This window comes from Pseudomonas sp. FP198 (genome assembly GCF_030687895.1).
Lineage (GTDB): Bacteria > Pseudomonadota > Gammaproteobacteria > Pseudomonadales > Pseudomonadaceae > Aquipseudomonas.
On sequence record NZ_CP117452.1, the window covers coordinates 3,761,412 to 3,784,618 of the forward strand.

21 protein-coding genes, 1 tRNA gene and 2 pseudogenes are annotated in these 23,207 nt (G+C 56.4%); 4 read left to right on the plus strand and 20 right to left on the minus strand.

Annotated elements, in window-relative coordinates; all coding sequences use genetic code 11:
* Window positions 1–2: 2 nt before the first annotated feature.
* The 5 genes from PSH78_RS17070 to PSH78_RS17090 form a co-directional block, all read right to left on the minus strand.
* A complete protein-coding gene (locus tag PSH78_RS17070) occupies window positions 3–440 on the minus strand; it encodes a hypothetical protein (protein WP_305495648.1) in 438 nt (145 codons plus the stop codon).
* Entirely contained in the window at window positions 437–973 is a 537-nt protein-coding gene (locus PSH78_RS17075) for a hypothetical protein (protein ID WP_305495650.1), read from the minus strand. Before PSH78_RS17075 ends, PSH78_RS17070 begins: the two co-directional genes overlap by 4 nt.
* Complete coding sequence (locus tag PSH78_RS17080) at window positions 970–2,040, minus strand: hypothetical protein (RefSeq protein ID WP_305495652.1); 1,071 nt, start codon at window positions 2,038–2,040, stop codon at window positions 970–972. The genes PSH78_RS17075 and PSH78_RS17080 overlap by 4 nt, the downstream gene beginning before the upstream one ends.
* A 227-nt stretch (window positions 2,041–2,267) precedes the next feature.
* Window positions 2,268–3,386: an HNH endonuclease gene (locus PSH78_RS17085; RefSeq protein WP_305495654.1), complete on the minus strand. Its 1,119-nt coding sequence runs from the start codon at window positions 3,384–3,386 to the stop codon at window positions 2,268–2,270.
* Between the two features lie 203 nt (window positions 3,387–3,589).
* Window positions 3,590–8,995: an ATP-binding protein gene (locus PSH78_RS17090; protein ID WP_305495656.1), complete on the minus strand. Its 5,406-nt coding sequence runs from the start codon at window positions 8,993–8,995 to the stop codon at window positions 3,590–3,592.
* A gap of 250 nt (window positions 8,996–9,245) precedes the next feature.
* Between PSH78_RS17090 and PSH78_RS17095 the strand changes: the two are divergent.
* Window positions 9,246–9,414 (plus strand): annotated as a pseudogene (locus tag PSH78_RS17095) (DDE-type integrase/transposase/recombinase); the annotation flags it as partial.
* A 507-nt stretch (window positions 9,415–9,921) separates the two neighbouring features.
* On the opposite strand, the gene PSH78_RS17100 reads toward PSH78_RS17095, so the two are convergent.
* The 9 genes from PSH78_RS17100 to thrS all read right to left on the minus strand — a co-directional run bounded on the left by PSH78_RS17100 (window position 9,922) and on the right by thrS (window position 17,388).
* Window positions 9,922–9,998 (minus strand) — tRNA-Pro (locus tag PSH78_RS17100).
* 90 nt (window positions 9,999–10,088) lie between these two features.
* Window positions 10,089–10,445: a MerR family transcriptional regulator gene (locus tag PSH78_RS17105; protein WP_003179985.1), complete on the minus strand. Its 357-nt coding sequence runs from the start codon at window positions 10,443–10,445 to the stop codon at window positions 10,089–10,091.
* The gene (gene ihfA / locus PSH78_RS17110) at window positions 10,426–10,728 is read right to left on the minus strand and encodes an integration host factor subunit alpha (RefSeq protein WP_002553164.1); all 303 of its coding nucleotides are present in this window, start codon (window positions 10,726–10,728) and stop codon (window positions 10,426–10,428) included. The genes PSH78_RS17105 and ihfA overlap by 20 nt, the downstream gene beginning before the upstream one ends.
* A 3-nt stretch (window positions 10,729–10,731) precedes the next feature.
* A complete protein-coding gene (gene pheT, locus PSH78_RS17115; RefSeq protein WP_305495657.1) occupies window positions 10,732–13,110 on the minus strand; it encodes a phenylalanine--tRNA ligase subunit beta in 2,379 nt (792 codons plus the stop codon).
* 36 nt (window positions 13,111–13,146) lie between these two features.
* Entirely contained in the window at window positions 13,147–14,163 is a 1,017-nt protein-coding gene (gene pheS / locus PSH78_RS17120; protein ID WP_058546392.1) for a phenylalanine--tRNA ligase subunit alpha, read from the minus strand.
* A 109-nt stretch (window positions 14,164–14,272) separates the two neighbouring features.
* The gene (gene rplT / locus PSH78_RS17125; RefSeq protein WP_002553161.1) at window positions 14,273–14,629 is read right to left on the minus strand and encodes a 50S ribosomal protein L20; all 357 of its coding nucleotides are present in this window, start codon (window positions 14,627–14,629) and stop codon (window positions 14,273–14,275) included.
* Window positions 14,630–14,659: 30 nt separating this feature from the next.
* Window positions 14,660–14,854 (minus strand): 50S ribosomal protein L35, encoded by a 195-nt coding sequence (rpmI, locus tag PSH78_RS17130; protein ID WP_002553160.1) that lies wholly within the window; start codon window positions 14,852–14,854, stop codon window positions 14,660–14,662.
* Between the two features lie 60 nt (window positions 14,855–14,914).
* Window positions 14,915–15,466 carry a translation initiation factor IF-3 gene (gene infC, locus PSH78_RS17135; RefSeq protein ID WP_169432615.1) on the minus strand — a complete coding sequence of 184 codons (552 nt, stop codon included), beginning with the start codon at window positions 15,464–15,466 and terminating at the stop codon, window positions 14,915–14,917.
* Window positions 15,466–17,388 carry a threonine--tRNA ligase gene (gene thrS / locus PSH78_RS17140; RefSeq protein WP_305495660.1) on the minus strand — a complete coding sequence of 641 codons (1,923 nt, stop codon included), beginning with the start codon at window positions 17,386–17,388 and terminating at the stop codon, window positions 15,466–15,468. The genes infC and thrS overlap by 1 nt, the downstream gene beginning before the upstream one ends.
* Window positions 17,389–17,762: 374 nt before the next feature.
* Between thrS and PSH78_RS17145 the strand changes: the two genes are divergently transcribed.
* Both PSH78_RS17145 and PSH78_RS17150 read left to right on the plus strand, forming a co-directional pair.
* Window positions 17,763–18,065 (plus strand): hypothetical protein, encoded by a 303-nt coding sequence (locus tag PSH78_RS17145; protein ID WP_305495662.1) that lies wholly within the window; start codon window positions 17,763–17,765, stop codon window positions 18,063–18,065.
* A 289-nt stretch (window positions 18,066–18,354) separates the two neighbouring features.
* Window positions 18,355–18,567 carry a cold-shock protein gene (locus PSH78_RS17150; protein WP_003179963.1) on the plus strand — a complete coding sequence of 71 codons (213 nt, stop codon included), beginning with the start codon at window positions 18,355–18,357 and terminating at the stop codon, window positions 18,565–18,567.
* Between the two features lie 68 nt (window positions 18,568–18,635).
* Here PSH78_RS17150 and PSH78_RS17155 read toward each other — a convergent pair whose 3' ends face one another.
* A complete protein-coding gene (locus PSH78_RS17155; RefSeq protein WP_305495663.1) occupies window positions 18,636–18,950 on the minus strand; it encodes an I78 family peptidase inhibitor in 315 nt (104 codons plus the stop codon).
* Between the two features lie 162 nt (window positions 18,951–19,112).
* A complete protein-coding gene (locus PSH78_RS17160) occupies window positions 19,113–19,418 on the minus strand; it encodes a hypothetical protein (protein WP_305495664.1) in 306 nt (101 codons plus the stop codon).
* 130 nt (window positions 19,419–19,548) lie between these two features.
* Between PSH78_RS17160 and PSH78_RS17165 the strand changes: the two genes are divergently transcribed.
* Window positions 19,549–19,746 carry a hypothetical protein gene (locus PSH78_RS17165; RefSeq protein WP_305495666.1) on the plus strand — a complete coding sequence of 66 codons (198 nt, stop codon included), beginning with the start codon at window positions 19,549–19,551 and terminating at the stop codon, window positions 19,744–19,746.
* A 41-nt stretch (window positions 19,747–19,787) separates the two neighbouring features.
* Here PSH78_RS17165 and PSH78_RS17170 read toward each other — a convergent pair whose 3' ends face one another.
* The 4 genes and pseudogenes from PSH78_RS17170 to PSH78_RS17185 all read right to left on the minus strand — a co-directional run bounded on the left by PSH78_RS17170 (window position 19,788) and on the right by PSH78_RS17185 (window position 23,207).
* Entirely contained in the window at window positions 19,788–20,816 is a 1,029-nt protein-coding gene (locus tag PSH78_RS17170; RefSeq protein WP_305495668.1) for a nucleoside hydrolase, read from the minus strand.
* Window positions 20,817–20,844: 28 nt separating this feature from the next.
* Window positions 20,845–21,253: pseudogene (rbsD, locus tag PSH78_RS17175) on the minus strand (D-ribose pyranase).
* Window positions 21,250–22,164 (minus strand): ribokinase, encoded by a 915-nt coding sequence (gene rbsK, locus PSH78_RS17180; RefSeq protein WP_305495670.1) that lies wholly within the window; start codon window positions 22,162–22,164, stop codon window positions 21,250–21,252. The pseudogene rbsD and the gene rbsK overlap by 4 nt, the downstream one beginning before the upstream one ends.
* A gap of 23 nt (window positions 22,165–22,187) precedes the next feature.
* A complete protein-coding gene (locus tag PSH78_RS17185) occupies window positions 22,188–23,207 on the minus strand; it encodes a LacI family DNA-binding transcriptional regulator (RefSeq protein ID WP_305495672.1) in 1,020 nt (339 codons plus the stop codon).

Genomic DNA, 23,207 nt, shown 5'->3' on the forward strand with positions numbered 1-23,207 from the left:
ACTTATTCCTGTCCGCCACCTAGCAACATGGCAGCGTCCTCTGCCGTGATTTTTCCAGACTCGAGCTGCTTGAGTACCCGGTCCTCTCTATCAGCCTTAGTCTCGAGCGTGGTCATTGCTATGTCGTACTGCTGATCGGCCTCTCGGCTCTGGTTTGAAAGCTCTTGCATTCTTGCCCAATGATCGCGCTTGTGTTGATCATCCTCGAACTCGGCTTCTTTCAGCTGCTGCTCCCCAAGTAGAATTTGTCGCTGCCCTTCAATCACGGTCCGTTTGGTGACTTCTTCTTCTTTCTTGTAATCAACAAACGACTTAAATGCATCAATCGATGTGTTGGCCATCTGCATCGCTTGATTCACATTGAATCCACCTCCACCTTTTTTAGGAGCGGATTTGCCCGGACTGGGCTTGGGGGGCGTAGGTTTGCGAGGTGCTTTCATGCGTTCTCTCCGGTTGGGGTGAGCAGTAGTGCCAACGTCGCGTCAATGCACTGATCAAGGCATACCTGTAGGCCGATCAACTGCTGGAAATTACCTAGGTCCTGTCGTTCCTTTTGAAGCAGCACATGCACTCGTTTCAAGGTATCGAGTTGCTGGCGAACTTTCTTGAGGGTCAACAATTTTTGTTGATTGGAATGCTTCAACACCTGAGCTATTTGTTCCTTACGCCCAGAACTTTCGCGCTGCAGCTGTTGGAGTTGTTTTTCCCCAATGCGCAGGTCTTGTGCGAGCGTTGCCTCGAGTGTTTTGTTGAATTCCCTCAGCTGTGCTGTGACCTCACGAGCCGCGCAGAAACGCAGGTAGCTGGCTGTCGCTTCGAGGACGGCGATTGCAGCGTCAACCCACACGGCAGTGGGATTCAGCTTCCCCAGTCCTCTTGCGCCTTGCGTGAGCAAAATGGTTCCGTAACGGCGAACCTGGGCGTCATCCACCATTTGCTCAGCCATATTGGCGAACACATCAACGACCTTCATTGATCATCCTCAATTGGATACACGCCATCTAAGTCCAGGCTTTCTTGAATCATTGCCCAGTTGAAGCCTAGATGCTGCCAACGTTCCTCTATGGCATGGTGACGATTGAAAACCGATGAAACGTTTTCCTCAGCCAGCGCCAACTCTTGGAAGAGATGCTCAATGACTTGATCTTTGGTCGCTCGCTCGACGACTGGCCACACCCAGGAAGCTTTAGGATCATCAGTAAGCTCAAGCTCTCCTACTGACTCATCATCGTGTTCAACAAACGTGGTGAACCTGCAATGGTTAGCGGGGAGCAAACTGCTCAGATGTTCGGGCGCGCCTTCGGGCATATTGAATCGAGTCGAAAGGCAAAGGACTGGGCTAGCAAACGTGAAATCGTTGGGTCTCGCATGACGCAAAGAATCAGTTTTGAGCTCAACTTCAATAGCACGGACGTCGCGTGATATTTCCGCTGCAACCCATACGGACAGAGCCCAATCCGACCTGACAAATTTCTGGTCTCGAAAACATTCGTTGAAACTCTCGAAAGCCACTGGCAGATACTGCTCTGGAACATCCCAGATTCGGTTTTTCTGCCGTTCACAATCCTCCCCCCAGTCACTACTCGGCCATAAACGTGGCTTACCTTCCCCACGATGCCATGGCCGGATCACAAACTCAGTTTCGTCATTAAGCTCTAACGTCTGCAGCGTGTGTACTCCGCAAAACGAGTGGCGCCTGTAGTCTCCGTCGAGCCACAGGTATTTTGTTTGCGCATGCAGCAACCGCTTAGCCTTGAGAAGAGGCTTGGCGCGAGCGGTCAGATTGAAATTCTCCACCAACCCAAGCCCTTCGAGTCGGCGAATAATAGGATGCAGTTGCTGGGGATTGAGGGCTGTCCGTTCTAAAACCCACTCGATACCCCTGTCAGGCATCACATCGAGCGCTTCTAAAATCAAATGCGAAAAACCACCCAACTGGTCAAGTAGGCGGTGCTTGAGTGTTAGCTCATAAAGCCGAACTGGGACATGCACACGTAGACTGCCTTCAATGGCGCACGTGTATTGGCTATGGATCGTCAACCGTCGTACCTGACTATGCTCATGAGAACAATGACATTTTGACATCATGGTAACGCCGGTTGGCGTTCTTTGCAGCCCCAACAGCGATCAAATTTGCGCTATCAGCCAGATTAGCTGCAGATCACTACAGTTCTCGAACACGATCGAGTCGAGGGAGGCACTTCGCTGGATCGGGCGAAGTCGAGTAGCCATCTCCGCGTTCAGCCCGCCACGAAGAACCGCGTTGATCAGTAGGTGATCCCGCTTCTGCTATCTTGAAAGACTTCTTTCTCATGATATTTAAGGTAAGGCACAAGCTCCTTCGGGACAAAACGAAGCGGTATAGGCAGTCCTAAAGCCTCCCTGTGTTTTCCATCAAGACGTTTCGAAACGTGCATTTGGCCCAAGCTATCGAATGTAATTAGCCCTTTATCAAACAAAGCGTCTAAATTCGCAGACAATAGAAGGCCGTTGTGGCGGTCAAGGCGTTGTTTAGCAGTAGAGTCGATCCAAGGCTTCACATGTGAAGCTCGAAGAATTTCCCTGCATGCCAACCCCGTTACCGAGCAAGCGCCGCCCCAAATCTGCATCAGGTCCTCACGAAACTTACCCTGTCCGCGTCGGGCATTAACTCGAGTAAGCACCTCTGTGATGGGCTCACTTCCCTCGGTGATGTCCTCGGCAGGCAATGGCTCGGAAGGAGCACATTGAATAGCGTCAATCAGGCGATCCCATTTTTCATGTCGCTGGGCTGCAGGTATGGCGTCCAGAATTCGCCCTACCGTCGGAAGATCCAGATCGGTGTAGGTACTGTACATTCCAAGCAACCTCTCCTTTCCCGTGATCATCCTTGGGTCCAGAGTAATTGGCTTTTCAAACCACCAGAAATAATCCTCTGGGCAGATCCAGTTTGGAATCCAGTGCAGGTCCTTCTCCCAAGCCTTCAGGAATTTCTTTTGGTTACCAGCGAACCGCTTTCGGACATTTTCAACATTCCAGGCGTCCTCCCAAAAGTCGCCCAGCGATAACTCGCGAACAATTTCTTCGCGCTGAGCAAGATGGTGGTCATCGAACAGACCGACTGCATTCCCTGCGATGCCCACTAGCTGTTGAATGCTGTCATGCGACGTCGTCAAAAACACGAATGTCTGCCCCGCGTTTTGGTCAATTGGTGCCGCGCCCACCCCCTCTGTATGAAACACTCGAAAACGATTCTTTCCACGCGAAAGGACCATTTTTGAAGAGTTATTCCACTCCTCATGGCCGTATCCGTTTGCTGCAGGGAAGCCACTTGTTCCAAGGACCCCGGAGGGCGCAAGGTACTGGTTTGTGTTCCAAAAGATAGGTTTCTGAATGAACAGCGCCATCTTCTTGCTCGTCCTTGTTCAATTGGTATCAATGGATCGTTTAGGTTTATCTTAAGGCGTTTTGCAGCACATCCTCAGGGCGTACCGGGAACACACCTCACGAACTTCAGCATTAAGGACGAAAATGTCTACGTAATCTCACGCATCCCTGACTGCTGTGTCGTCGTCCTTAAGTCCTAGCAGACCGTTTCCGCGACCGTGTTTCATTTTGGATTGAACTCGTACACGACGCTTCCCTTCCCAACCGCCCGAAACGTTCCAGCACCTTTACTCGAGAAAGGATTGGCAAGGAGTGTAGGAGTCATCCGAGCGGGGTCTCCAACATTGGCGAGATATAGGATTCGGTACTTATGCTCGCTATCGCCACGATAGCGTTGTGCCGCAAAGATTTCGGTAGGACCCAGCTCGAATCTCAATGGATTTCCAGAACTCGCCTTAACCTCGTAGTAGTAAGTACGGCTCTTGGTCGCGACAATGAAGTCATATCCCAAACTGTCCGAACCGCCGCTCGTGTTTAATACTGCATCGCGATAGCGGGATACCCATATGCTTTCGTCAACTGACTCTAGCTTGTGTCGGCGGCGAAGCCATTCGCGGGCCCATAGCTCTCCCATTAAACCTACCGCGAGCTTCTGCTCATCAGACATGCTCGTCTCGGAAAGCTTGGGCATACTTCCATTCCCACCGCCGCCGGAAGTCCCGCTTGTCTTATAAAAGTCTATCGTTTGTAGCGTAGCCTCTTTCGATGAAACATGATTTAACGCGGGTGCTTGGGCTGCCGCCGCAACAACTGCAGCGGCGATGTCGATGTACCCCGCCGTGATCGCGGACATGGATACACCGTCAAACTCTACCTGCATGCGCCGACGTTGCTGTTCCAACCGAATATTCTTTGCCCGCTCCTCATTGCTAACCATGCTCTCCGCGGATAACCCCCAATACGTCAAATCCTTGCTTGCGGCTTTTCCAACAGGCCAGATACCAGCTTGGGACAACCACTGCACGATTTCACCATCATCCAATAAACGGAAGTCCAGCCAGCCACAATCACGCGCATGGGCGGTGCAGGTATCACGCGCCGCTTCTGGGGTACTCCATGACTGGCGTACCAAGAGGGTTTCAGTGATTCCGCCAGCGCGAACCCAGGCCGACAGTATCGGTGCGTAATGAGTCAAAAAATTACGAAGTTTTGCGCCGTTGGACGCTCGACATTCAGTCAGAGTTAGGTCCATTGACGAATCCGAAGCGCTAGCAGGCATCGCTCCATCAATCCAGCTATCGATTTGGGTATCCATCACTGCTGCGGGTAATTCGTCATACGTTGTGAACCAAGTTGGCTGTGGAGCGATAGCAAGTACCCCTTCCCTAGCGGCAATGTATGCATCCAACCTCAGCTTCTTGTCGAATAAACCAACGCTACGCTCTCGCAAGCGTTCGATTATGTTTGTCTGCTGTAGGCGCAAATGGCGCATCCAGGCCTCTCGATGCATATGCTCATTGCTGGCGAGCTCGTATTGGTCGCCAAGAACAGCAATGGCCTCATTGAGTTGGGCGATCGGAAGTAAGAACTCCACCTTGAGGTCGGACAAATCGGCCAGATGAATCATCCGAGCCTCAAGGTTCGCAAGCGGTATGCCAACCTCGAATGCCAACGCTTCAAATACCGCACGCAGATCTTCATCCTGAGGTTCGCTCTGTGTCGAAAGCTCTTGGAGGCGTGCCGTGGTTTGCGGTGACGCTTTACAGGCTGAAAGCGGTATCGCGAGATGGAGCATTCCAATCAAATCACCACTTACGAGAAGCCGTGTTTGCCGGATTGCTTCCGGTTCCACCCCCAGAGCAGATGCCAAAATCGTATCATCGGGAGTTTCTTCGCCCCCATTCCGCATTGTGGAGGCAAGGCGCAACAAAGCAGCATCAAGACCATGCGCCAAATCTCGCGCCCCCAGAGCAACAGCCAACTGGGCTGATGCTCCTGCAACATGCTCTAGTGTCAAAGGTTCCTGCTCTGCTTGGATTATCAGTACGGGACCAGCCGCACGATTGAGAACAAGTGAACCACGCAGTGACAAAGGCATGGGTACCCATTTGTTGCCGTGGGCGATTTGAATTTTTTGCCCGCTAACCACCTCCAACGACAATGCCGCACGTCGAATTCGCCCAAGTGTTCTTTGGGTTGACTGCATGAATACACTGCTTTTGTGTTCTGCAACACACACAAGGAACTCGACAAACCATGACCCTATGACATCGCTCAGAAGACGACTTGGCGTACGGTCATCAAATCTGATGCCGTCGACGTAGACCTCAGCTGGCTCGTCAGAGATGAGTCGAAACCTTTGCGGAACACTGTTGTTCACCCAACCCCACGCAGCTGCGGTGTCTCCCGGCACGAAGTCGAAAATAGGTTCTCCGACCTCCTCCAACAACTGCTTCTTTACCCCATCACGCTCATCATCGAAGTATGGCTCGGTATCTTCTTCGATCGTTCTGGTGAGCACTCGAATTTCATTGCCTATACGTACTGGCACAGAAGTGCCAGCCTCAGGTGTACCTTTCTTACGTGCGTGGATCCATAGGCGTCTAAACCACTCCTGAAACCGCCGCACGTCCCGAATATCGGAGATTCCCCCAGAAGCTGATTCGATGAGTGCGAGCAACGCACGCCCAGCATGCAACTCATTATTGAACAATCCAAACTTCGCTTCGCGTTGAAGCCATTCGAGCGATTGGGAGTCAATCGCTACTGCCACTTGGTGGGCCACGAACTCTACGAAGCGCGGGGGGCGCTCCTCTTCGCTGTTGAAATACCATGCATCTGAGGGTTTAACGAACCGTAACTTACCTCCCGGGTGAATCACCGGTAACCACTGAGCACCGGTTAGAAAGGCGAGTAGGGGAGTTGATAGCCGGTGTACCTCTCCATTGCCGATCTCCGTCCGTACGGCGCGGAATGTACGGTGTTCGTCACTAAACGATCGCATAGCCAGTGCAACCTGTACTGCAAAGTCTCTCCTGACATCTGGCGGAAAGGACTCGCATTCACCCTGACCTGGAATACGCCAAGGCCGCATTTCTGCCCGGTAGTTGCGTGTAAAATACATTTGGGAACAGTCTTGCGTAATTTGTGCTTTCCAGTGGGAGCGCAACGTTTCGGTGATTCCTGGCAAATCGCGTGTGACGATTAATGGCAAAAGTGCGGGAAAGCCAATAGGATTGGCGGTGATGCTTTCACCGCCAATGGGGCGCAGGCAATCAACCACGCCACTGGCATTGAGAAAGCGAACCCATTCGGATTGGGTTCCATAACGAATTGGCCACGCAACGAATTCCGGCACCAAGCGTGCCAAAGAGACCTTCATATCGTCAGAGTCATCGGCAGTGATCCGTAGCAACGCTTGCAACTTGCTGCCATTCGGAACCTCCCAACCGGCGCCAAACATAGCTGTCTTCGCATCAACCCAGTCGTTGGCGGTCGGTACAAAGAAATCAGCCGAGCGCGTCTCCTTGTCGGAAAGCGACCGACCACTGCTCCATAATCTAAAGGCCCATTCGAGGGCCTGTTCTCGTGTACGGTCAGGAACGGATGAGCGAGTCACTCCGGCAAGGGTGCGAAGTACGTCTCGGGTGTCGTACTCGCGGGCCAGCTTACCGGCAATGAGGAAGGAACGGCCAGGTCGATGGCCGCCATCGTCCTTCAACCAGGGTATATCTCGGCTCAACAAGGCGAATCCCTTACGCAGCGTTGCGGGGAGTTGATCCAAAGGTAAAGCTCGCTTGCTAGCTTCATCGTCGACGTCTGCGTCGACAGACAGTACTGGCGCGAAATAGACATCCGCTGCCCGCCGGCTGCGGCCGGAGTTAGTGTTCGCAGGTAACTCACTGCTGATTAAGTCGCCACTGACGCTCAGCAGAAACTTTTTGCCGGAAAGATACGAAGCATGGTCCGCCATCACGGTAGACACTTCATCATAAAAATCAGCCCACCGCTCCGGGGCGGCGATCTGCTCATGCATTTTTACGGCGATTGCCTCAATCCAGCCCGCGATCACTTTGGCGGGAGGTTTAAAGTCAGACTGTCTAAGTCGTATATACAATCGATCCAATGCTGCTCTCTGCGACAGCGTGAGCGAATCGACTAATACCTTTCCGCCTCCAATCTCGCAAATTGCCTTAGTGGATAGACAGGCATTGCCGGGAGCTATCCATGAATACGTTTCCTTGGGCGATGCCCAAGAAATCGTTTCATCATCTCCACGTACAGGGAGAAACTCCCGATTGAAGATGCCTTGGCCGTCGTCGCCCATGCCGAGCTTCAACGCGGGTTGATACGCTTCGTCCCAACATAGAAGGCTGACGACCGCACTCGGCGCCTGCGCCCACCCACTATTGACCATAAAGTCGATCAGTTGGCAGCTTAACCAGGCGGCCGTGCGCATAAAGAATTCGTTGAGGCCAATCGATACGTCGACAGTTCTTCGGTCCATCTTCGTGTAGAAGTTGGCATTGATGTAGCCGCAGAACGGTGCTTTGCCTTCCGCACCAAGCGGTAGGAAGCAATACAGCCTTCCCATCTCCAAGGGGGCATCCAGCGGGACCGCGATGCTGATCCTCGCGATACCGTCCCAATCCCTCCAACTTTCCGGTATCTCTTCCCTTTCAAGGCTTGCGTGCAACGCCTGCCTGAACAGCTGGTCATCGATGTCCCAATGAGCCGCGACAAACCTCGCATTGCCGAGGCAGAGCTTGGCCACAGTGATTGGCGAGTCCACCTTCAAGCCCTTGGGTATTACAGGCCAGGTCTCCTCTACCGACCGTTCCAGCACGAAAGGCTCGTTCATTCCAGAATCGATAGAAATACGTCCAACCCGATCCAAAAATAACTGAAGCGGTGTGGACAAGCTCATCAGTACGTCAATTTGCGCCCTTACGGATTGAAGCGCTTCTAGCGATTTCAAAGGTAAGCGGACAACGGTGGCAAAGCCTGCCTCGGCAAATCGTGTGACCTTGTCATCGGGCTCAGTGAGAACTGGTATATGCCAACAAGGTAGGTTGCTGGCCATCTCTTGAGCGGCATCGGCCGAGTGCACGTCCTTGTGTGCACGCAGATCATCAATGGTCGCAAACCGGAAGCACAATCCGTCGAAGGTAGCTCCTCCCCCTTCGCCACGAACCGAATAGATTTCGGGCCAACTGCACACCTGAAGCACACTTCGAAATCCCAGTCCCTTATTTCCGATACCGGCATTGACGGGTTTGCTACTCAGCGCAATGTTGGTGATAGCTTGCAAGTTTTTACCAGTAAAACCAGCACCACGATTAGCAACATACAGACAACCATGGCCCTCAGTAATGTCTAGAACTAGGGCAATTTCACCATCTGTACGCGTTGGATCGTGAGCATCATGAGCATTCTGGATAAGTTCTACGAGAAAACGGTTGCCGTAGTCATCGGAGACGAACTGCGACATATTCCGTACGCTCTGATAGAGGCTGGGATCGTTGCGAGCAGCGAGGTAATTCGAGATACGTTGATTCATCAGCTTCGCGATTGATTCCGCAGGGCCGAGTTCTTGATCTACTAACGGCATTTCAATACTTCCCGACATTCAACGTATACCTCCTTGTTATGGCACCGCACACAGGTTTGTTGGGCCCAACGTCTGTACCAGTCGTTCGCCAGTTTAGTAGCCCTAGCAGATTTTTAGGTCTTTATTTCAGCCAGTACAGAATCCTCAATTAATGTGATGTTTGGACCTGTACGCAAAGGGCAGCATATGAGATTCAGCAATCCGCATCTGGCGGCGTCAGTTGGCCTATTCCGAACATCTTGAATTGAGAGTTTAATATGTCGGCACCCAAACAAGTTGTGGCGACATCACCATCTGGGCCGAGGGAAATGGCATTACCTAGCTGTCGTTCTGGATCTTTACGCACGCTGAATTGTGGGTAGGGCACTGTCAAACAGCCGGATGCGGATCTAGTCATCAAGGCGTTGGACATGGCTTACGAGCAACGTTCTAGGCCTTAAGGGCTGCTGTTTGACTCAAATCAGGGCTCGCAATACGGCAGGCTGACGCGCGCTCAGAGTGAGAAAACTTAACATTGTCTCCGGAATTAGTTGACCACTACACCCCATTTTTTTTGAGGTCCATTAGCCACCTTTGGCGTGATGCCATTCTGCTTTTTCCGGGCAACTCTCCACTCCCTCTCATTTGGGGGCTGACCCGGAAAAAACAGGCAGCCCGACCCTTGTGTCGGTTTTTTATTGTGCGCTATCAACGCCCTATACGAGATCGACACAATATCTAGGTCAGGTTTATACGTGTCGAGTCTGCATTATCCACCTCAACTATCCGCTCGACCGGATAGTGCTTTCCTGTAGCAAATATGAAGCGTGATTAGCTCAAAACACAATGTTCAAGCGCTCGAAAAAGGGGGAAATTCCATTGAGAGCCAGTCGTTTTGTAGGGGTAAAAACGACAAAAAATAAAAAAGGGTCGCGAGATAAAATCTCGCAACCCTTTGAATTATATGGTCGGGACGGAGTGATTCGAACACTCGACCCCTAGCACCCCATGCTAGTGCGCTACCGGACTGCGCTACGCCCCGACTAGGCGTGAATCTTGTTCCGCTTCTCAACGGAACGCTCAGGAATATATCGCAAGCTTTTGAAAACTGGAAGTATTTAAAAGCAGAAATTTATTTCTTGAGCACCACCAGCACATCTTCAAGCTCGGCGATCATCTGGCGGATCATCTGTTTGTACTGGGTTGTGTCGTCCTTGGCCTCATCACCGGAGAGGCGCAGGCGCGCGCCGCCGATGGTGAACCCCTGGTCGTACAGCAGCGCGCGGATCTGGCGGATCATCAGCACGTCCTGGCGCTGATAATACCGGCGGTTTCCGCGGCGCTTGACCGGGTTGAGTTGAGGAAACTCCTGCTCCCAATAGCGCAGCACGTGCGGTTTTACCGCACACAACTCGCTGACTTCACCGATGGTGAAGTAGCGTTTGCCCGGGATGACGGGTAGCTCGTCGTTATGACTTGGTTCCAGCATAAGCCTCAACTCGGGCCTTCAACTTCTGCCCTGGACGAAAGGTGACCACACGGCGAGCCGTGATCGGGATTTCTTCTCCCGTTTTCGGATTGCGGCCAGGCCGCTGGCGTTTGTCCCGAAGGTCGAAATTGCCGAAACCGGACAATTTGACCTGTTCGTTGTCTTCGAGAGCGTGCCTGATTTCTTCGAAAAACAGTTCGACCAATTCTTTGGCCTCCCGTTTATTCAGGCCCAACTCCTCATACAGACGTTCCGCCATCTCAGCTTTCGTCAGAGCCCCCATACGTCACTTCCTTAACGTGGCGTTCAACCTGTGTTCGAGCGAGGTGAGGATATTCTGCGTTGCGGTATTCACCTCATCGTCGTTAAGAGTGCGCGATGGATGCTGCCAGGTCAAGCCGACTGCAAGGCTTTTTCTATGCGGATCAATGCCTTTACCCTGATACACGTCAAATAGCCTGAGGTCCGTCAGCCATTCGCCTGCATTTTCACGGATTACTGCCAGTACGTCGCTGGACGCAACGCTGACATCGGCCACCAGGGCAAGGTCACGACGCACTTCAGGAAAGCGCGACAACTCCTGGAATTTCGGCATTTTTCCTTGAGCGACTTCGGCCAGCACCAGCTCGAAAACGAAGACCGGACGGTCGAGGCCCAGGGTCTTCGACAATTCAGGGTGAATCGCCCCGACATAACCGACTTCGCGCCCGTCTCGCTCGATGCGGGCGGTTTGGCCCGGGTGCAGCGCCGGATGCTTGCCCGGCACGAAGGTGAACGCGTCAAGCGCGCCGGCGAAGCCCAGCACCGCTTCCACGTCAGCCTTGACGTCGAAGAAGTCGACGACGTCGCGACCTTGCGCCCAGCCTTCCGGCAGGCGGCTGCCACAGACGACACCGGCCAGCATCGGCTCTTGCTTCAAGCCGTCCAACTGCCCCACGAAGCGCAGGCCACTTTCGAACAGACGCACGCGGTCCTGCTGGCGGTTCAGGTTGTGCTGCAACGACTTGACCAGGCCCGGCCACAAGGACGAACGCATGGCCGCCATGTCGTTGGAGATCGGGTTGGCCAGCAGCAGCGGCTCGACACCCGGGCTGAACAGCTCGAACTGACGCGGATCGATGAAGCTGTAGGTGATCGCTTCCTGATAACCACGCGCCACCAGCAGGCGGCGCAGCTCCGGCAGCTCGCTGCGCGCTTCAGCCTTGGCCTGTGGGGCCAGGCGGGCTTGCGGGTAGCGAACCGGCAGACGGTTGTAGCCGTACAGGCGGGCCAGCTCTTCGATCAGGTCGACTTCCAGGCTGATATCGAAGCGATGGCTTGGCACTTCAACCTGCCACTGCCCTTGCCCATCGGCGCGGATGCCCAGGCCCAGGGCGCTAAGCAGGCGCTCGACTTCGGCCGAGTCCATTTCCATGCCCAGCATCTGGGTGATGCGCTGGGCACGCAGGGTCACCGGTGCGATCTTCGGCAAATGCTGCTCGCTGACCGTCTCGATGATCGGGCCGGCTTCGCCACCGGTGATTTCCAGCAGCAGGCCAGTGGCGCGCTCCATGGCTTCACGGGCCAGTTGCCAGTCCACGCCACGCTCGTAGCGGTGCGAGGCGTCGGTGTGCAGGCCGTAGGAACGAGCCTTGCCAGCGACAGCGATCTGGTCGAAGAACGCGCTCTCGAGGAACACATCACGGGTCGTCTTGGAGACGCCACTGTGCTCGCCGCCCATCACGCCGGCAATCGCCAGGGCGCGGGTGTGGTCGGCAATCACCAGTGTGTCGCTGCGCAGGGTCACTTCCTGGCCGTCGAGCAGTACCAGCTTCTCGCCTTCGTCGGCCATGCGCACGCGGATGCCGCCGTTGATTTCAGCCAGGTCGAACGCGTGCAGCGGCTGGCCCAGTTCGAGCATCACATAGTTGGTGATATCGACGGCCGCGTCGATGCTGCGCACGTCGGCGCGCCGCAGGCGCTCGACCATCCACAGCGGGGTCGGCTTCGACAGGTCGACGTTGCGGATCACACGCCCCAGGTAACGCGGGCATGCGGCCGGCGCGAGAACTTCAACCGGGCGCACTTCATCATGCACCGCCGGAACGACCGCGACCGCAGGGCGGGTTACCGGAGCGTCATACAAGGCGCCCACTTCGCGCGCCAGACCAGCAAGGGACAGGCAGTCGCCACGGTTCGGCGTCAGGTCGACTTCGATGCTTGCATCGTCCAGGCCCAGGTATTCACGAATGTCCTGGCCAACCGGTGCGTCGGCCGGCAGTTCCATCAGGCCGTCATTGCCTTCGCCGATCTGCAGTTCGGCCTGGGAGCACAACATGCCGTTGGATTCGACGCCGCGCAGCTTGGCTTTCTTGATCTTGAAGTCGCCCGGCAGTTCGGCGCCGATCATGGCGAACGGGATCTTCAGGCCCGGGCGCACGTTGGGCGCGCCGCAGACGACCTGGAAAGTCTCCGTGCCATTGTTGACCTGGCAAACCCGCAGCTTGTCAGCGTCCGGGTGCTGCTCGGTGCTCAGCACCTCGCCCACGACCACACCGCTGAACTCACCGGCGGCCGGGGTCACGCTATCGACCTCAAGGCCGGCCATCGACAGGCGAGCAACCAGCTCGTCCCGGCTTACCTGCGGGCTTACCCAGCCGCGCAGCCATTGTTCACTGAATTTCATCCTGCTCCCCTTAATAAATTCGTTACCGACTGCGACCTAGCGAAATTGCGCAAGGAATCGCAAGTCGTTGTCGAAGAACAGGCGCAAGTCATTCACACCGTAACGCAGCATGGCCAGGCGCTCGGCGCCCATGCCGAAGGCAAAGCCGGAGAACTCTTCCGGATCGATCCCGGACATGCGCAGCACGTTCGGATGAACCATGCCGCAGCCCATGACTTCCAGCCAGCCGGTCTGTTTGCAGACGCGGCAGCCTTTGCCGCTGCACATCACGCATTCCATGTCGACTTCCGCCGATGGCTCGGTGAACGGAAAATACGAGGGGCGGAAACGCACGGCCAGTTCTTTTTCGAAGAACACCCGCAGGAACTCTTCGATAGTGCCTTTCAGGTCGGCGAAATTGATGTCGCGATCCACCAGCAGGCCTTCGACCTGGTGGAACATCGGCGAGTGGGTGATATCGGAGTCGCTGCGGTACACACGGCCTGGGCAGACGATGCGGATCGGCGGCTGCTGCGATTCCATGGTGCGGACCTGTACCGGCGAGGTATGGGTGCGCAACAACATGTTCGCATTGAAATAGAAGGTGTCATGCATCGACCGGGCCGGGTGATGGCCTGGGATGTTGAGCGCCTCGAAGTTGTGGTAGTCGTCTTCGACCTCAGGGCCTTCGGCGATGCCGTAGCCGATATGGGTGAAGAACTGCTCGATGCGCTCCAGGGTGCGGGTCACCGGATGCAGGCCACCGGAAGTCTGGCCACGGCCAGGCAGGGTCACGTCGATGGACTCGGCAGCGAGCTTGGCAGCCAGATCCGCCTCCTCGAACAACGCCTTGCGCGCATTGAGGACCTCTGTAACACGCTCCTTGGCGACGTTGATCAGCGCACCGACCTGCGGACGCTCTTCAGCCGGCAGGTTCCCCAGGGTCTTCATCACCTGAGTCAACTCGCCTTTCTTGCCGAGGTAGTGAACCCGGATTTGCTCCAGGGCATTGATATCTTCAGCGCTTTGCACAGCCTCTAGTGCTTGAGCGACCAGCGCGTCCAGGTTTTCCATGTACAGACTCCAGATACAAAATAGGGGAAGAGCTTTAAGGCTCTTCCCCTATTTAAGACGTTTGACACCAGGGCCCACAGAGGTGAGCCCCGGTGACTGCCGGGGGTACTTAAGCCAAGGTGGCTTTAGCTTTCTCGACAATCGCAGCAAACGCCGCTTTTTCGTTCACTGCCAGATCAGCCAGAACCTTGCGGTCGATCTCGATGGACGCTTTTTTCAGGCCAGCGATGAAACGGCTGTAGGACAGACCGTTAACACGAGCACCAGCATTGATACGAGCGATCCACAGAGCGCGGAACTGACGTTTTTTCTGACGACGGTCACGGTAGGCGTATTGGCCTGCCTTGATTACCGCTTGCTTGGCAACACGGAATACGCGGGAACGCGCGCCGTAGTAGCCTTTAGCAAGTTTCAGAATTTTTTTGTGACGCTTACGGGCAATGACGCCACGCTTTACACGAGCCATGAGTTACTTCCTCTATTCTTGATCCAAAAATTAACGAAGGCGCAGCATGCGCTCGACTTTTGCCACGTCAGACGGATGCAGCAAGCTGCTACCGCGCAGTTGACGCTTACGCTTGGTCGACATTTTGGTCAGGATGTGGCTCTTGAAAGCGTGCTTGTGCTTGATACCGTTAGCAGTTTTCAGAAACCGCTTAGCAGCACCACTTTTAGTCTTCATCTTTGGCATGTTCGGATACTCCGCATTCAGTTGATAAACATAATCGCAAGGCCTGCCGTGCCCTGTTGATTACTTCTTCTTTTTCGGGGCGATGACCATGATCAGCTGGCGTCCTTCCATCTTAGGATGCTGTTCGACCGAACCGTACTCGAGCAGGTCTTGTTCAACCCGCTTGAGGAGTTCCATCCCCAGCTCCTGGTGGGCCATCTCACGGCCGCGGAATCGCAAGGATACCTTGGCCCTGTCCCCGTCACTCAGGAAACGTACCAGGTTGCGCAGTTTTACCTGGTAATCCCCTTCCTCCGTCCCTGGACGAAACTTGATTTCTTTTACCTGAATCTGCTTCTGGTTTTTCTTCGCCGCGGCAATCTGCTTCTTCTTTTCGAAGATCGACTTGCCGTAGTCCATCACCCGGCAAACGGGTGGGACTGCGTCCGCGGAAATTTCCACCAGATCAAGCTTGGCTTCTTCAGCAATACGAAGCGCTTCATCAATCGAGACGATGCCAATCTGCTCGCCATCAGCGCCAATTAACCGAACCTCGCGTGCCGAGATATTCTCGTTGATCGGGGCTTTCGGTGCAGCTCGTTTATCTTGTCTCATTTCACGCTTAATAATAATTACTCCGAATCTGGGCGACCACGCCGGGAAACCGCTTGCGCGAGAAACTCAGCGAATTCGGCGACGGGCATCGAGCCCAGGTCAGCACCTTCACGAGTACGCACAGCGACAGTCTGCATCTCGACCTCCCGATCTCCAATAACCAAGAGAAAGGGAACCTTGAGCAAAGTATGCTCGCGGATTTTAAAGCCGATCTTTTCATTTCTCAAGTCGGACTTGGCACGAAATCCGCTTTGGTTGAGAGTTTTTTCGACTTCAGCGGCAAAATCTGCCTGTTTATCAGTGATATTCATGATCACTGCCTGGGTCGGCGCCAGCCACGCGGGGAACGCACCCTCGTAGTGTTCGATCAGGATACCGACGAAACGCTCGAAGGAACCGAGGATCGCGCGGTGAAGCATGACCGGGTGCTTGCGGCTGTTGTCTTCGGACACATATTCAGCGCCCAGACGGATCGGCAGGTTAAAATCGAGCTGCAGGGTACCACACTGCCAGACGCGACCAAGGCAATCTTTCAGCGAGAATTCGATCTTCGGACCGTAGAAAGCGCCCTCGCCCGGCTGCAGATCGTACGCAAGGCCCGCGCTGTCGAGCGCAGCGGCCAGGGCTGCTTCGGCGCGATCCCACAGTTCGTCGGAGCCGACGCGTTTTTCCGGACGAGTGGACAGCTTCATCTCGACTTCGGTGAAGCCGAAGTCCCGGTAGACGTCCATGGTCAGCTTGATGAACGCGGCGGATTCGGCCTGCATCTGCTCTTCGGTGCAGAAAATGTGGGCGTCGTCCTGGGTAAAGGCCCGCACGCGCATGATGCCGTGCAGCGCACCCGATGGCTCGTTGCGGTGGCAGGCACCGAACTCGGCCAGGCGCATCGGCAACTCACGGTAGCTTTTCAGGCCCTGGTTGAACACCTGCACGTGGCACGGGCAGTTCATCGGCTTGATGGCGTAGTCGCGGTTTTCCGACTGGGTGGTGAACATGTTGTCGGCGTAGTTGGCCCAGTGCCCGGATTTCTCCCACAGGCTGCGGTCAACCACTTGCGGCGTCTTGATCTCCAGGTAGCCGTTTTCGCGCTGGACCTGGCGCATGTATTGCTCGAGCACCTGATACAGCGTCCAGCCATTCGGGTGCCAGAACACCATGCCCGGGGATTCTTCCTGGGTATGGAACAGGCCGAGGCGCTTGCCGATCTTGCGGTGGTCGCGCTTTTCAGCCTCTTCGATACGCTGGATGTAGGCCGCCAGTTGCTTCTTGTCGGCCCAGGCGGTGCCGTAGACGCGCTGCAACTGTTCGTTCTTCGCATCGCCACGCCAGTAGGCGCCGGACAGCTTGGTCAGCTTGAAGGACTTCAGGAAACGGGTGTTCGGCACGTGCGGGCCGCGGCACATGTCGACGTATTCTTCGTGGTAGTACAGGCCCATGGCCTGTTCGTCCGGCATGTCTTCCACCAGACGCAGCTTGTAGTCCTCGCCACGGGCCTTGAAGACCTCAATGACTTCGGCGCGCGGGGTGACCTTCTTGATGACGTCGTAGTCTTTCTCGATCAGCTGCTGCATGCGCTGTTCGATGGCGGCCATGTCGTCCGGGGTAAAAGGACGCTCGAAGGCGATGTCGTAATAAAAGCCTTCGTCGATGACCGGACCGATGACCATTTTCGCGCTCGGATACAGCTGCTTGACCGCATGGCCAACCAGGTGCGCGCAAGAGTGGCGAATGATCTCCAGCCCCTCTTCGTCCTTGGGCGTGATGATTTGCAGCGTGGCATCGCTGTCGATGACATCGCTGGCGTCGACCAGCTTGCCGTTGACCTTGCCGGCCAGGGTGGCCTTGGCCAGGCCCGCGCCGATGGATGCGGCGACCTCGGCTACGGAAACCGGGTGGTCGAATGAACGTTGACTGCCGTCGGGAAGAGTAATAGTTGGCATGGCGCCTCCTCTCCTAGTGGTGACCCCTACCAAAGGTCACGTGGGTTGGGATGAGCCAGTACAAGATCCAGTCCAGGCCGTTCAATGAAGAACGCCTGCCTTACAGCGGCAGGAGCCTTGCGGCCAACCGGGAAACCGAACCAGAGTGACTGGGATTCAAATCAGGGTTGATCGAACATTTACCGCCGCCGGGGCCTGTTGCCTCCGGAGCCTGAGAAATACCCGAGCCCGGCATCCTAGCACAGATGAATGGTCATCGCCGCGCCTGGATCGAAGCCGGCGTAAACTGACGATTTTTATGCCAGAGTGCTGAACCGAAGCGTCTGCTACGCCTCAGATAACAAGACATCGACCCAGAAAAGGAGCATCCCCGCATGCGTCTGAACACCCTATTGGCAGTAGTCGCCCCCCTCGCCCTGCTGCTTCCGCTGAGTGCCCACGCCGAATGGCCCAAGGGCGAGCGTGAGAAATACATGGCGCAGTGCACTCAAGCGGCGACCCCGCAGATTGGCGCAGCGGCGGCCAAGGCCCACTGCGCCTGTGGCGCGGACGCGATCAAATCCTACCCGGCGAGCGATATCCAGGCGCTGATGGACAATAAGGCCACCCCTGAACTGCAGCAGAAAGCGCTCGGTCAGATCGCCAAATGCAAGGCCAATCCACCCGCGAAAAAATGAGTGATCGAGCCCCCAGAGACGGCTCGGAACAGCTGAAAAGGCTTGGATAAGCGGCTTTTTTCAGGATTTATTCAGGTTTTACAGCTTTTTTTATCGTCTTTACGTTCGGCTGAAAGCCTTTGAAACCGGGCCTTCCAGCCGGTTCAGGGGGTAAAGGAAACACGACTGATTGGCAAACAGCTCGTCCGGGGGGCTCCCAAATCGAACATTTCGACTATGATACCCGGGTGTGCCCAGTTGGCCTGAGCAGCACAGTACACTGAAAATATATGTTTCTTGGAGATACACCATGTCTAATCGCCAAACCGGCACCGTTAAATGGTTCAACGATGAAAAAGGCTTCGGCTTCATCACTCCTCAAGGTGGCGGTGACGACCTGTTCGTACACTTCAAAGCTATCGAAAGCGACGGTTTCAAAAGCCTGAAAGAAGGCCAGACCGTTTCCTTCGTGGCTGAGAAAGGCCAAAAGGGTATGCAAGCTGCACAAGTTCGCCCAGAGTAATTTCCCGGCGCGCTAAAAAAACCCCGTCCATGTGACGGGGTTTTTTATGGGCTGCTGGAAACCGCCCGTCAGCCGCAGTTCACCCGATTGACCACCAGCTTGGCATCGGTGTTGAGGTTGAGGCGATCGGAGCGGTACTCAAGCGTGATCATGTCGTTGGGTTTGAGAATCCGGGCATTCTGCGCGCCGGATCGAGTGCGCGCTTGCTCCAGCAATTGCGGCGAAGCCTGCTTGCCGACGGCAAACTCGGCGGCCTTGGCATCGCAGCGGGTATGGCCGGCCTCGGCTGCCACAGGATCAGGCGTCGACTCCGACGTGCTACTGCATCCGCTCAAGAACGTGGCGGCCAACAGAATATTCAATGACACGAGCTTCCAAGGCATGAAGCCTCCTTTTTTCGATGGATAGTAGTGAGCGTGCGACAGCCGGGATGACGCTTGGTTTCAACACCGGCGCTATCATTGCGCCCTCACTGGAAAAACCGGCAGTTTGCCCGAGCACGACCGCCAGTCCAGAGCTGAATCGTGACTGAATATGAACGGTGCTCAATAGATATCGATGTAATCGAAGGCTGGGTTCGGCCAGTTGTCCTTCAGCGCGTTATAGATCTGCATGACCCAGACCTCGTCACTGGCCGCGACCCGGCCAACGTAGCCTGACCCTTTCGCCCATGTCTCGAGCCGGAACCGCAGGCCATCGATTTCAGCACCACCCACAATGCCCGAGGACAGATAGGCGATGCCGTCCTTGGTCACTCGCAGTTGGGTATGCTCGTCATCACTGGCAGAAGCCAGCAATTGGCGAACCGAGTCGAGGGTAAGTCCATCTGGTTTCTTCAGGTCGATCTGCATGCCAGGGCTCCTCGAAAAAATCAAAAGCCAAGTGTCGCATACCGCACTTCTGATGCCTAAGTCGCACTGCCAAACCCGAAGCAAAAATGCTTAACTCAGCCTACTGATCTCCCAACCTGCGAGCCCGACCATGAGCACCGTCAGCATCGAAGCCACCATCAATGCCAAATGGGCCCAGGGCCACAGCTCATACAGCCCGGGCAGCCCTGAGGAACTGGCAATCATCGGCATCGAGTTGTTGGTGAAAGAGCTCGGGACGCAAGGCGCTCAGAACTTCATCCAGCAGGCGTTCGAACGCTACCCGAGCATTATCGAGACGGTTGACTAGACCACCGCAGGCCGGCGCCTGCGGGGTCGTTGCGAGAGAGCCTACTTGAGGCGGGCCAGCCGCTCGGTCAACAGGTCGAAGAACCCCTGGGCATCGCCGTCCTTCACCCAGAAGGCATTCTTGGGCGCCTTGAGGCCGTCGTACCAATCGACGACCGTCTGCCCGAACGTCGGGCCTTCACGACTGTCCACCACCAGATTGACCGAACGCCCGGTAAACAACCGCGGCTTGAGCAGATAGGCGATCACGGTCGCATCATGCACCGGCCCGCCGGTCATGCCGTAGTGCTCCATATCGCCCTTGACGTACTCATTGAGAATATTGCCGACCAGCTTGCTGGCGTTGTTGTTCAGCGCGGCGATCTGCTTGAGGCGTGCCTCGCTGGTGAGGATCTTGTGGGTCACGTCCAGTGGCAGATACGTCAGCTTCAGCCCGCTTTTGGCGACTATCTCTGCCGCCTGGGGATCGGCGTAAAGGTTGAACTCCGCCACCGGCGTGATATTGCCGCCGTTGAAATGCGCGCCGCCCATGATCACCACTTCCTTGATGCCCTGGACGATGTCGGGCTCCTGGACGAGCGCCAGGGCCAGGTTCGTCTGCGGGCCCAGCATCGCAATGGTGATGCTGTGTGGCTTGGCGGCCTTGAGCGTGTCGATCAGGTAGTTGACGGCATTGCCCTCGGCCAGTCCTTTCTTCGGCTCATGCACCTCGACACCGGACAAACCTTCCTTGCCATGGATGTTTTCGGCGTAGATCGGCGTGCGCATCAATGGCTTCGGGGCACCGGCGTACACCGGAACCTCTTCACGCCCAGCCCACTCGCGAGCCAGGCGCGCGTTGCGGGATGTCTTGTCCAGGCGCACGTTGCCGGCGACGGTGGTCAACGCCCGAATATGCAGCTCTTCGGGGGATGCCAGGGCGAACAACAACGCAACCACGTCATCGGCGCCCGGATCGGTGTCGATGATCAGATCGATTTTTTCCGCCGCCTGGGCGCTTGTAGCCGTGAGCAATGACAAAAGCAGCAGACTCCGCAACAGTTGATGCATTTTCTGAGCATAGCGGTGCATGGCGCACTCCTTGTGCTGGTGGGAAAACCTAGAACGTGACGCCGGCGGCGATCAGCACCACGTTGCAGTATGGAGAACATTCTCCTGTGCGAATGATCGCCCTCGCCTCGCGGCTGAGCGTCTTGAATTGCTCGTGGCTGACCAGCTCTCGCGTGCCCAGCGCGCCTTCGGCATGCAGCGCTTGCAACGTGGCCAGGGCCGACGGTTGTTTATCGAGGATTTTCCTGAGCCAGCACATGGCGCTCGACCTGCATTTCGCTGAGCACCACTTTCAAGGTACTGACGAAATCCGGAACCCCATGGGTCAGCGCCAGGTCGATCAACTCGACGTGGGGCGGCACCGGCAGGCCGGCGTCACCGATGACCACCTTGTCGCCATGACCGAGGGAGGCGATCAATCGCGACAGGGCGATGTTCAACAGAGGAGTTTTTTTCATGCTTCGAACGCCTGTACTTCCTGCAGGGTTGGAATGGAAGGCTGAGCGCCCGCGCGGGTGACCGACAGTGCAGCGGCGACCTGGCCGAAACGAATAGCCTCGACCTCATTCTTGCCGCTGGCCAGGGCTGCGGCAAACCCGCCGACAAACGTGTCACCCGCCGCCGTGGTGTCCACCGCCTTGACCCGCGGCGCCGGGAAATGCTCGAAGCTCGAACCGTTGGCGAACATCAGCCCTTGGGCCCCCAGGGTCACGATCACCTTGCCGGCACCGGCGGCGATCAACTGGGTCGCGGCGGCTTCGGCGTTTTCCAGGGAATCCACGGCCAGGCCGCTGAGGATCGCCGCTTCACTTTCGTTGGGAATCAGGTAATCGACGCAGGCATACCAGTCGGCCGGCAATGCCCGAGAAGCGGGCGCCGGATTGAGGATGACGGTCTTGCCGAGTTCACGACCACGCTTGAGTGCATGGCCGACGGTGGCGTCCGGCACTTCGAGCTGGCAGATGATGACCTCGGCGCTTTGCAGCACCGCGTCGAAACTGTCGAGCACGGCCGGCGTCAGCTCACCGTTGGCGCCGGCGACGATCACGATTGCATTCTGGCTGTTGTCATCGACCACGATCAGCGCCACGCCGCTGGAACCCTCGACGACACTGACGGCCTGGCAATCAATGCCTTCGGCCACCAGCGCACCGCGCAATTGCTGACCGTAGGCATCACCGCCCACGCAACCGACCATGGACACTTGCGCCCCGAGGCGCGCGGCAGCCACCGCCTGGTTGGCGCCCTTGCCGCCGGGGATGGTGGAAAACGATTCCCCGATCAGCGTTTCACCGCCACGAGGCAGACGTGGCGCACGCGTCACCAGGTCCATGTTCAGGCTGCCTATTACCACTACTTTTGCTGGCATACATCATTACTCGTCAATTCGGTTCAGCGGTATTGGGCGAATGTACCGGACAGCGGTGCAGTCGATTCTCGCAAGACAATGCTCGGCGTCACGATCCGCTGGTCGGTGGCAAGCGTCGGCGTGGCGATCCGGCGTAGCAGCACTTCGGCCGCCATCTCGCCGAGTTGCAGGATCGATTGCCCCACCGTGGTCAGCGCCGGGTAGACGTAGCGGCTCATCTGGATGTCATCGAAGCCGATGATCGACAGCTCGCCGGGCACCCGCACGTTGCGTTCAGCGGCGGCGCGCAGCGCACCGATGCCGATCATATCGTTGGCGGCGAAGATCGCGCTGGGCGGCTGCTGCTCTAGCAGTTGAGCCGCTGCGCGGTAGCCGCCGGTACTGGTGAAATCGCTTTCGAGCATGCGCTCGACGGGCAACTCGATCCCCGCCTCTTTCAGCGCACGGCAGTAACCCGCCAGGCGCATCTGCGCCACACTGGTGTCCGCCGGCCCACCGATAAAGGCAATGTCGCGGTGCCCCAGCTCCAGCAGGTGCCGGGTCGCCAGGTACGCGCCATATTCGTGGTCGATACGCACCAGGTCGGCGTCCACCCCATCGAGCCCGCGGTCGACGATCACCATGGGCGTGCGCACGTTGGCCAAGCCCTCGGCCAGGCCGACATCGCCGCCGGCCGACGCCACGATCAGGCCGTCGATGCGTTTTTCCAGCAGCACCCGCAGGTAACTGCGCTGCTTGTCCGGGTTGTCGTCGGAATTGCACAGGATCACGCAGTAGCCATTGCGCTCGCAGTAATCCTCGATCCCGCGAGCCAGTTCGGCGAAGTACGGGTTGAGGCTGTTGGGCACCAGCAGGCCGATGGTCGCCGTGGTCTTGGCCTTGAGTGAACGCGCCACCGCGCTGGGCACGTAGTCCAAGCGCTCGATGGCCGCCTCGACTTTGCGCCGCACTTCGTCACTGACTGGCCGCGTCTTGTTCACGACGTGAGACACCGTCGTATAGGAGATCCCCGCGAGCGCCGCCACATCCTTGATCGTTGCCAT